Source organism: Streptomyces sp. PR69, from assembly GCF_026420845.1.
Taxonomy (GTDB): Bacteria; Actinomycetota; Actinomycetes; order Streptomycetales; family Streptomycetaceae; genus Streptomyces.
Map to the genome: position 1 here is coordinate 1 of NZ_JAOWCB010000065.1, position 9,985 is coordinate 9,985.

A 9,985-nucleotide genomic window follows, 5' to 3' on the forward strand; every position below is an offset into this window, starting at 1 on the left:
CTCGCGGCCTGGACCGCGCTCCTCGCCCGCCGGCTGCGGGCGGAGCGCACGGGCCGCGCCCGCGACCGGCAGGTGGCCGCGGCCCGAGGGGCCGAAGTGGCGCATCTGGCCGGGGTGCGGATTCCGGCGATCGCCGAACGGGTGCGCTCAGGGCAGCGGCTGGAAGGGGTGCCCGGGCCTCTCGCCCCGCCCGCCGACACGGGCGAGGACTTCGCCCGGGCGATGGCGGCGGTGGTCGCGGCGCTCGGCTCGGACGAGGCGGTGCGGCGGGAGCGGGCGCTGCGGGACTCGGTGCAGGCGGCGTTCGAGTCGGTGGCCCGCACCATGCACGCCATGGCCACGGTGCAGCAGCAGGTCCTGGACCATGTCGAGCGGTCCATCGACGACCCGCGCCTGATGGCCGAGCTGATGAAGGCGGACCACGCCGCCGCGCAGATGACCCGCAAGGCGCAGACGCTGCTGGTGATGTGCGGCATCTGGCCGGCGCGGCGGGAGACCCGGCCGGTCTCCCTGTACGACTGCGTGCGCGGCGCGCAGTCCCGGATCGTGGAGTTCGGCCGTATCGAGGTGCACGGCGGCCAGACGCTGTACGCGGTGCCGCCGGCGGTCGAGGGCCTGATGCACGCGATCGCCGAACTGCTGGAGAACGCCACGGTGTTCTCCCCTTCGCGGACGCAGGTCCAGGTCACGGTCCGGGAGGTGGGAGCCGGTGCGGTCATCGAGATCGACGACGCGGGCCTGGGCATGCCGCCGGACGTCCTGGCCCAGGCATCCGCGCAGCTCCGCGACGACCTCGACCTGGCTCAGCTGGGCGCGGTGCCCAGGCTGGGCCTGGCGTGCGTGGGCCGCTGGAGCCGGGAACTGGGCTTCAACGTCGAACTGACCGGCGCGTCGGCGTACGGCGGCACCCGCGCGGTCACGTTCATCCCGTACCGCCTGCTGACGGAACCCCTGTCCCAGACGACGGGCCAGCACCGCGTACCCCAGCCGACGGCCCGCCAGCCCCACACCCCCGCGCCGGGCGTCCCCCTCACCGAGCCCCCGCCTCCGGCGAGCGCGCCCGCCCCCGAGCCCGGCGGCCCCGCGCGCCACGGGCACCGGCCCGTCGCGGGCACGCCCGAGGAAGCCTGGACGGGGGAGACAGCCCCGTACGGCCCCGAGCCGAACCGCCGGCACGGTCCGGCCGGGTCCGGGCCCGCCGGGCGGGCGGGGACTGCCGTGTACGGCCATGGGCAGGGGAGCGCGCCCCAGCCGGGCGGCACGGGCACCGCGGCGCACGCCTCGGGGCCGTATGAACCGCAGGGCGGACAACCGGGCGGCACCCCGATGCACAGACCACCGACGCACGCGCACCCCCACGGCGAACACCCGGCCTCCGCCGAGACGGCCGGGCCCGGCGGGGCGGAGGAGGCTCCCGCTCGGGCGCATGGCGCGGCGACGGCCAGTGGCCTGCCGCGGCGGCGGAGTCGGCGCGGGGGGCCGTCACCCTCCCCGCAGCAGTCCCCGCGGGCGGCGCAGACGCCGTCCGCGGTCATACCCCCCGCTCCGCCCTCCTCCTGGACCCCCGAGGCCGCGCGCGCGTCCATCGCGAGCGTGGTGTCCGGGTCACGGCGCGGCCGCGCGGCCGTGGGAGAAGAGTCGGAAACACGCAACGAACACGATGGAGGCCGGTCGTGACCGGAACCATAACCAGACTCCCCGACCTGGGCTGGATGCTGCGCCCGCTGACCGAGATCCCGGGCGTGCGGCACGCCGTGGTCGTCTCCGAGGACGGGCTGCGCCTCGGGCACCTCTCCGCGGAGAACCTCTCGGGCGCGGTCGCCGCCCTGAGCGTGGCCGAGGCGGAGTCGCTCTCCGCCGCCTGCGCCGCGATCACCATGACGGCGCGCTCTACCGCCTCGCTGGTGTTCGGCGGCGGCGCCGGGGTGCGGCAGCTGATGCTGGAGTCGGAGCACGGGTTCGTGCTCTTCACCCAGGCCGGCCTGGGGGCGCATCTGGGCGTGGCGACCGACACCGAGGCCGATGTCGGCCTGGTCGCCCAGCAGATGCAGCTGCTGGTGGCGAAGATCGGCGCGCATCTGAGCAGCCAGCCGCGAGATCAGGTGGCCCCGAGCCCGTCGTCATGAGCGACGGCTCCCCGTACCGCCCGGACGGCCAGGGCTTCGCGCCGCCGCCGGAGGAACGGACGACCTCGGCGGTACGCCCGTACGTGATCACCGGCGGACGGGCGGACGCCGGCGCCGCGCCGCTGTCCTGGGAGTCGCTGGTGATGGCCGCGGAGACGGAGATCCCGGCCACGCTCCAGCCGGAGCACCGGATGATCCTGGCGCACTGTCAGGGTCTGCTGTCCGTCGCCGAGGTGGCCGCGCACCTCGGCCAGCCGCCCTCGGTGGTGCAGGTGTTGCTCGCCGACCTGCGTGCGTGGGGGCTGCTGGTGACCCGACCGCCGATTCCGCCGGCCGAACGCGCCGATGTGAGCATGCTCAGAAAGGTCCTCCATGGCCTCGAAAGCCGTCTCTGACGCCGGAGCCCCGGGTGTGGCCGGGGCGCCCGGAACACTGGGCGACGACACCCTGGCCCCCGGCGCCCCCGCCCCCGGGACCCCGGGCAGCCCTGGCGACGCCGGATCCCTCGGCAGTACCGGCGGCCCCGGGAGCCCCGGAAGCTCCCGGTCTCCGGGCAGCCCCGGCAGCCCCGGCGGCCCCGGGCCCGCCGGCAAGTACGTCGCGCCCACCGTCGCCGGCGCGGCCAAGATCCTGGTCGTCGGCCCGCTCGGCGTCGGCAAGACGACCCTCATCGGCACGGTCTCGGAAATCGAGCCGCTCTCCACCGAGGCGGTGATGACGCAGGCCGGCGCGCGCGTCGACACCGGCGGCGAGCGGACGAAGCGGACGACCACCGTCGCCCTGGACTTCGGCCGGATGACGCTCGGCGACGAGCTGGTGCTCTATTTGTTCGGCACGCCGGGGCAGCAGCGGTTCCTGCCCGCCTGGCGGGATCTCGCCAAGGGCGCGCTGGGTGCGCTCGCGCTGATCGACACCCGCGATCTGGCCGCGTCTTTCGACGCGCTGGGCAACCTTGAGGACCTCGGGCTGCCGTTCGCGATCGCGGCGAACGTGTTCCCCGGCAGCCCGCAGTACCCGGAGGACGAGTTGCGGCTCGCCCTCGACCTCCTCCCCGACACCCCGCTGGTGGCGTGCGACGCCCGCGAACACCGCTCCTCGGTCGAGGCGCTGATCGCCCTCGTACGCCATCTCATCGACACCGCCACGGTGACGACCCAGTCCTCGGAGCAGCCCCGATGACCCACCCCGGACCCCCCGCACCCGCTGACCCCCGGGTTCCCGCACCTCCTGCTTCCGTACCTCCTGCTTCCGTACCGCCGCCCGCGAGCCGCTGCCCGGCCGCCACCCCGCTGTACGGGCCGCAGCTGGACGGCGACCGGATGCCCGTGCTGTACGAGGAGCTGCGCCGGGCGCACGGGCCCGTGGCCCCGGTGACCGTCGCGCCCGGGATCGACGCCTGGCTGGTGCTCGGCCATCGTGAACTGCTGCGGCTGACCCGCGAGGAGCAGGACTTCTCGCACGATCCGCGCCGCTGGTCCCTGCTGCGGGAGGGGCGGGTGCCGGCCGACTCCCCGATTCTGCCGATGGTCGGCTGGCGGCCCGCGCTGCTGTTCGCCGACGGACAGCAGCACCGCCGGATGCGTGCCGCGGTCTCCGACGCGCTGGCCCGTATCAACGGGCATGAGCTGCGGCGCAGCGTACGGGCTGCCGCGGAGCAGCTGATCGCGTCGTTCGCCCGGCGGCGGGAGGCGGACCTCGTGCCGCACTATGCGCGCAAGCTGCCCATGCAGGTGATCACCGGACTGCTGGGGGTGGACGAACGGACGGGGCAGCAGCTCGTCCAGGCGATCGCGGGCCTGGCGGCCGCCAACGCGGACTCGGCGAACGCGAGCAAGCGCATGGGCGCGATCCTGCTCGCCCTGATCGAGGAGAAGCGCCGCCGGCCGGGCAACGACGTCACTTCGGCGCTGTGCGCGCACCCGGCGGCGCTCACGGACGAGGAGGTGCTGCACAACCTGGTGGTGATGTTCACGGCGGGGAACCAGACGACCGTGAACTGGATCGCCACCACGCTGCGGATCCTGCTGTGCGACCCCGCCTTCCGGTCCTCTCTCACTGGCGGGCATCTGAGCGTGGACGACGCCCTGGACCTCGTCCTGTGGCGCTTCCCGCCGACGCAGAACTTCCCGGCCCGCTACGCCACCCGCGATGTGGAGTTCGGCGGCCAGCCCGTGCGGGCGGGCGACATGCTCATCCTCGGGCTGGCGGCCGCCAATCAGGATCCGGAGATCCTGCCGGCGGACGGCAGCCCGGTCGTCGGCAACCGTTCGCATCTGGCGTTCGGCGCGGGACCGCACACCTGCCCGGCGCAGGACCCGGCGCGGCTGATCACCCGCACCGCCGTGGACACCATCCGGCACCGGCTGCCGGACATGGAGCTGGCGGTGGACGAGCGGGATCTCGCCTGGATCAAGTCGCCCTGGAGCAAGGGGCTCGCGGCGCTGCCGGTGCGTTTCGCCGATCCCCAGCTGCCGCCCGTCCACTCAGCCAGCTCACAGTCAGGAGAGCCACGTTGAACAGCTCGCACGCCGCACCTCACCGAATGGACCCGGCGGGCGGCTGCCCGCACGCGGACAACGCCCGGCTGCTGGCCGCGGGCACGGCCGTCACGCCCGTCGTCCTGCCCGGCGGGGTGGCGGGGATGGCGGTGCTCGGCCATGACGCGCTCAGGGAGTTTCTCGCGCACCCCGATGTGGCCAAGGGAGCCGAACACTTCACCGCGCTGCGGGAGGGGGAGATACCGGACGGCTGGCCGCTGAAGACCTTCGCCACCGTGCAGGGGATGACGACGGCGGACGACGCGGACCACCGGCGGCTGCGGTCGCTGGTGAGCAAGGCGTTCACGGCGCGCCGGGTGGAGGAGCTGCGGCCGCGGATCGAGACCGTCACGCAGCAGCTGCTGGACGCGCTGGCCGAGGCGGCGGCAAGGACGGACGGGGTTGCGGACGGGGCCGGAGCCGGGGACGGGGTCGCGGATGGGGACGGGGTCGCGGACGGGGCCGGGGTCGCGGATCTGCGGGCGCATTTCGCGCTGCCGCTGCCGATGGGGGTGATCTGCGAACTGCTCGGCGTGGAAGCCGAGCACCACGACCGGCTGCACCGGCTGTCCAACCAGATCGTGGCCACCGACATCGGCCCGGAGGAGGCGATGGCGGCCAACCGGGAGATGGTGGCCGTGCTGAGCGCGGTCGCGGCGGGCCGGATGGAAAACCCCGGCGAGGATCTGACGAGTGCGCTGATCGCCGCCCGTGAGGAGGACGGCGACCGGCTCAGCCCCCAGGAGCTGCTGGGCACACTGATGCTGATGATCATCGCGGGGCATGAGACGACCCTGAACCTGATCACCAACGCCGTGCGCGCGCTGTGCGGCCACCGGGACCAGCTGGAGCTGGTGCTCGCGGGGAAGGCGAGCTGGGCGGACGCGGTCGAGGAGACGCTGCGCTGGGACAGCCCGGTGAGCTACTTCCCGTTCCGCTACCCGACGCGGGATCTGGAGCTGGCGGGGGCGGTCATTCCCAAGGGGACGCCGGTGCTGGCGGGTTACTCGGCCGCGGGCCGCGACACGGCGGCCCACGGCCCGGACGCCGCCCGCTTTGATGTGACGCGTGCGGCGAGGGGCGCGGGGGCGCGCCATCTGTCGCTGGGGCACGGCCCGCACTACTGCCTGGGCGCGCCGCTGGCCCGGATGGAGGCGACGATCGCGCTGGAGCGGCTGTTCACCCGCTTCCCTGAGCTTGACCTGGCCGTGCCGGAGTCCGAACTGCCCCGGCACGCCAGCTTCGTGGGCAACAGCGTGCACCGGCTTCCGGTGCGCCTCGGCAGCGCCTCATAGGGCTCTATGAGCCCTGTGCCCGGCCTCATAGAGCCCTATGAGGCCGGGCACAGGGCTCAGGGCTCAGCGCACCCGGACGCCCCGCCGCCAGACCGCGTCGACCAGCGGGACACCCGGCCGGTAGGCCAGGTGCACATGGCTGGGCGCGTCGAGGAGCGCCAGGTCAGCGCGGGCGCCGGGGGCGACGCGGCCGACGTCGGCGCGGCGCAGGGCGGCCGCGCCCCCTGCCGTGGCGGACCAGATCGCCTCGTCCGGGGTCATGCCCATGTCGCGTACGGCGAGCGCGATGCAGAAGGGCATGGAGGAGGTGAAGGAGGAGCCGGGGTTGCAGTCCGTGGACAGGGCGACCGTCGCGCCCGCGTCGAGGAGCCGGCGGGCGTCGGGCCACTCGGCGCGCGTGGAGAACTCCGCGCCGGGCAGCAGGGTGGCGACGGTCGCGCCGCCCGCGAGCGCGTCCACGTCCTCGGCGGTGAGATGGGTGCAGTGGTCGGCGCTGGCCGCGTCCAGTTCGACGGCGAGCTGTACGCCGGGCCCGTACGAGAGCTGGTTGGCGTGGACGCGGGGTGTGAGGCCCTTCGCCTTGCCCGCCGTGAGGATCTGCCGTGCCTGGTCGCCGTCGAACGCTCCCTTCTCGCAGAACACGTCGATCCAGCGGGCGTGGGGCGCGCAGGCGTCGAGCATCTCGCCGGTGACGAGGGCGACATAGCCGGCGGGGTCGTCCGCGAAGTCGGGCGGGACGATGTGGGCGCCGAGGAAGGTGACCTCGTCGGTGTGGCGGGCGGCGATGCGCAGGGCGCGGGCCTCGTCCTCGACCGAGAGGCCGTAGCCGGACTTGGTCTCGAAGGTGGTGGTGCCCTGGCGCAGCGCCTCGTCGAGATAGCGGACGAGATTGGCTTCGAGTACGTCGTCGGCGGCGGCGCGGGTGGCGGCGACGGTGGTGCGGATGCCGCCTGCGCTGTAGGAGCGGCCGGACATCCGGGCGTTGAACTCCTGGGTGCGGTCGCCCGCGAAGACCAGGTGGGAGTGGGAGTCCACAAAGCCGGGGATCGCGGCGCGGCCCGCGGCGTCGACCCGGTTGTCAGTGGCGGGTGCTTTGCTTGACTCACCGACCCAGGAGATGCGGTCGCCGTCGATGACCACGGCCGCGTCCTGGATCAGACCGAGAGGGGTTCCGTCACCGAGGGAGGGGTCGTTGGTGACCAGACTGGCGATGTTGACAATGGCGGTGGTGCTGGTGCTGGTGCCGGTGGCACGGGTGCTGTCAGCCGTCAAGGCGTTGCTCCTTGTGGGCGGGTGTCGTGCAGCGCTGCGATCGAGTCCCTCAGGGCCGCCGGGACGTCGGGGACGAGCGTGTGCGCCCCGTCGCGGACCACATGGCGGCCTGCCACGACCGTATGGCGGACATCCGCGGCGGAGGCGGCGAATACGGCCGTCTCCGCTCCGAGCCGCGGCGGCGGGCCTGCCGTTCTGACCGAGTCCAGGGCGATGGTCGTGAAGTCGGCGAGCGCGCCCTGCTCGATACGGCCCGCGTCGGGGCGGCCGAGCGCGGCATGGCCGTCCTCGGCGGCGGCGCGCAGCAGAGCGGCGGCGGTCCAGTGGCCGCGGGTGCGGGTGCGCAGGCGCTCGTTCAGCTCCATGGCGCGGGCTTCTTCGAAGAGGTCGACGACGGCATGGCTGTCGCTGCCGAGCGAGAGCGGGGAGCCCGCGCGCTGGAGGGCGGCCGCCGGGCCGATGCCGTCGGCGAGGTCGCGTTCGGTGGTGGGGCACATACAGGTTCCGGTGCCCGTGCCGCCGAGCAGCGCGATGTCCTCGTCGGTGAGGTGGGTGCTGTGGACGCCGGTGGTGCGCGGGCCGAGCACGCCGTGGTCGGCGAGCAGCCGGGCGGGGGTGCGTCCGTGGGCGGCGAGACACGCCTCGTTCTCGGCGGGCTGCTCCGACAGATGCACATGCAGCGGGGCCCCCCGCTCCGCCGCCCAGCGCGCCACCGTCGCCAGCTGCTCGGCGGGCACGGCCCGTACGGAGTGGACGGCCGCCCCGATCCGTACGTGATCCTGGTCCTTGAGAACTGAACAGCGTTCCGCCCATGCCTCCGCGCTGCCGTCGGAGAAGCGGAGCTGATGGCCGGCGGGCGGCTGCCCGAAGCCGGCGGACAGATAGCAGGTGTCGAGGAGGGTGATCCGGATCCCGGCGTCCGCGGCGGCCGCGACAAGGGCCTCGCCCATGGCGTTGGGATCGGCGTAGGGGACGCCGCCGGGCGCGTGGTGGAGATAGTGGAACTCGCCCACGGCCGTGATCCCGGCGAGCGCCATCTCCGCGTAGACCGCCCGTGCGAGGGCGAAGTAGCTGTCGGGCGTCAGCCGCGACGCGATGCGGTACATGGTCTCGCGCCAGGTCCAGAAGGTGCCCGACTCGGCCTGGACGGCGCCGCGCAGCGCCCGGTGGAAGGCATGGCTGTGGGCGTTGGCCAGGCCGGGGAGGGTGAGCCCGCGCAGCACCTCAGCTCCGGGCGGCGGGGCGGGCGTCCCCCTGTGCAGGGCGGCGATGCGGCCGTCCGCCGCCTGAAGCAGCACGCCCGTCTCGACGGCGCCGCCCAGCCAGGCGTGCTCCAGCCAGTACGTCGTCGTCAGCGGCACGCCAGTCCCTCCAGTACGTCGGCGAGCGCGAGCACTCCGGCGACGCAGTCGTCCTCGGCGGCGAACTCGGCCGGGGAGTGGGAGACGCCGGTGGGGTTGCGGACGAAGAGCATCGCGGTCGGGATCGAGCCGGACAGGATGCCCGCGTCATGGCCCGCGCCCGTGCCGAGGACGGGCACGGCCCCGCCGAGGATCTTGCCCAGCTCGTCGCGCAGGGCGTGCTGGAACTCGACCACGGGCGTGAAGGATTCGCGGACGACGTCGAGATCGACGCCGTCCCGCTGCGCCCGCTCGCGGGCGGCGGCCTCCACCGCGGCGACGACGGCGTCGAGGGCGTCCTGGCCGGGGGCCCGGGAGTCGAGCCAGCCGCGGACGAGGGACGGGATGGCGTTGACGCCGTTCGGCTCGACGGCGACCTTGCCGAAGGTCGCGACGGCGCCCGCGAGTTCCGCCTCGCGGCGGGCGGCGAGCACGGTCTCGGCGTAGGTCAGCATCGGGTCGCGGCGGTCGGCGAGGCGGGTGGTGCCCGCGTGGTTGGCTTCGCCGCGGAAGTCGAACCGCCAGCGGCCGTGCGGCCAGATCGCGGAGGCGATGCCGACGCGGTCGCCGCTGAGATCGAGGGCACGGCCCTGCTCGACGTGCAGCTCGACGAACGCGCCGATGCGGCCGAGGCGTTCGAGGTCGGGACCGATGGCGTCGGGGTCGTATCCGGCGGCCTCCATCGCCTGCGCGAGGGGCACGCCGTCCGCGTCGCGCAGGGCGTGGGCGGCCTCGCGGCTGAGCTGCCCGGCCGTGAGCCGGGAGCCGGTGCAGGCCAGCCCGAAACGCGCGCCTTCCTCGTCGCCGAAGTTGGCCACGGCGACGGGCCGGTTGAACGTCGCGCCCCTGCCTCGGAGTTCGTCGAGCGCGGCGAAGGAGGAGACGACCCCGAGGGGGCCGTCGAAGGCCCCGCCGTCGGGCACGGAGTCCAGATGCGACCCGGTCACCACGGCGTCCCCGGCGGCCGGGTCCCCGAGCCAGGCCCACTGATTGCCGTTCCGGTCGACCTCATATGCGAGCCCCCGCGCCTCGGCCTGCGCCCGGAACCACGCCCGGCACTCGGCGTCGGCCGGGGTCCACGCATACCGCCGGTATCCGCCGCTCTCGGCGCTGCGCCCGATCCTCGCAAGGTCGGCCCACATCTCGTGAAACGAGCTCCCCCGCCCGCCCGCCGCGGGCGCTCCGGGGGTCGCGCCCCCGACCCCCTCGCGCCCGGAGGCCGGATGACCGCCTCCGCCAGCCGCGGAGGCTGCGCCATGCAGGGCGCCGCCCCATGAGGCAGGGGTGACAGCCCCAGAGGCACGGCCGCTGTAGCCGTCAGGCCCGTCGGCTTCGCCGCGGGCATGGCTCGGGAC

9 protein-coding genes are annotated in these 9,985 nt (G+C 74.4%); 6 read left to right on the forward strand and 3 right to left on the reverse strand.

The window, feature by feature from the left end:
• The 6 genes from OF819_RS28715 to OF819_RS28740 all read left to right on the forward strand — a co-directional run.
• A partial coding sequence (locus tag OF819_RS28715) for an ATP-binding protein (RefSeq protein WP_416370652.1) occupies positions 1-1,677 on the forward strand: 1,677 nt, incomplete at its 5' end.
• Positions 1,674-2,126, forward strand: coding sequence for a roadblock/LC7 domain-containing protein (locus tag OF819_RS28720; protein ID WP_267246578.1), 453 nt, complete (start codon positions 1,674-1,676; stop codon positions 2,124-2,126). The genes OF819_RS28715 and OF819_RS28720, both read left to right, overlap by 4 nt.
• Positions 2,123-2,521, forward strand: a complete 399-nt coding sequence (locus OF819_RS28725) for a DUF742 domain-containing protein (RefSeq protein ID WP_267246579.1) — start codon at positions 2,123-2,125, stop codon at positions 2,519-2,521. Before OF819_RS28720 ends, OF819_RS28725 begins: the two co-directional genes overlap by 4 nt.
• Before the next feature lie 232 nt (positions 2,522-2,753).
• Positions 2,754-3,305 (forward strand): GTP-binding protein, encoded by a 552-nt coding sequence (locus OF819_RS28730; protein ID WP_267246584.1) that lies wholly within the window; start codon positions 2,754-2,756, stop codon positions 3,303-3,305.
• A 140-nt stretch (positions 3,306-3,445) separates the two neighbouring features.
• Positions 3,446-4,642 carry a cytochrome P450 gene (locus OF819_RS28735; RefSeq protein WP_267246580.1) on the forward strand — a complete coding sequence of 399 codons (1,197 nt, stop codon included), beginning with the start codon at positions 3,446-3,448 and terminating at the stop codon, positions 4,640-4,642.
• A gap of 26 nt (positions 4,643-4,668) precedes the next feature.
• A complete protein-coding gene (locus OF819_RS28740; protein ID WP_267246585.1) occupies positions 4,669-5,958 on the forward strand; it encodes a cytochrome P450 family protein in 1,290 nt (429 codons plus the stop codon).
• A gap of 63 nt (positions 5,959-6,021) precedes the next feature.
• Here OF819_RS28740 and hutI read toward each other — a convergent pair whose 3' ends face one another.
• Genes hutI through OF819_RS28755 form a run of 3 tightly spaced genes read right to left on the reverse strand, consistent with a single transcriptional unit; the run spans position 6,022 to position 9,772 of the window.
• Positions 6,022-7,230 carry an imidazolonepropionase gene (gene hutI, locus OF819_RS28745; RefSeq protein ID WP_267246581.1) on the reverse strand — a complete coding sequence of 403 codons (1,209 nt, stop codon included), beginning with the start codon at positions 7,228-7,230 and terminating at the stop codon, positions 6,022-6,024.
• Positions 7,227-8,585: a formimidoylglutamate deiminase gene (locus OF819_RS28750; RefSeq protein ID WP_267246586.1), complete on the reverse strand. Its 1,359-nt coding sequence runs from the start codon at positions 8,583-8,585 to the stop codon at positions 7,227-7,229. Before OF819_RS28750 ends, hutI begins: the two co-directional genes overlap by 4 nt.
• A complete protein-coding gene (locus OF819_RS28755) occupies positions 8,582-9,772 on the reverse strand; it encodes an allantoate amidohydrolase (RefSeq protein WP_267246582.1) in 1,191 nt (396 codons plus the stop codon). The genes OF819_RS28750 and OF819_RS28755 overlap by 4 nt, the downstream gene beginning before the upstream one ends.
• Positions 9,773-9,985: the final 213 nt, after the last annotated feature.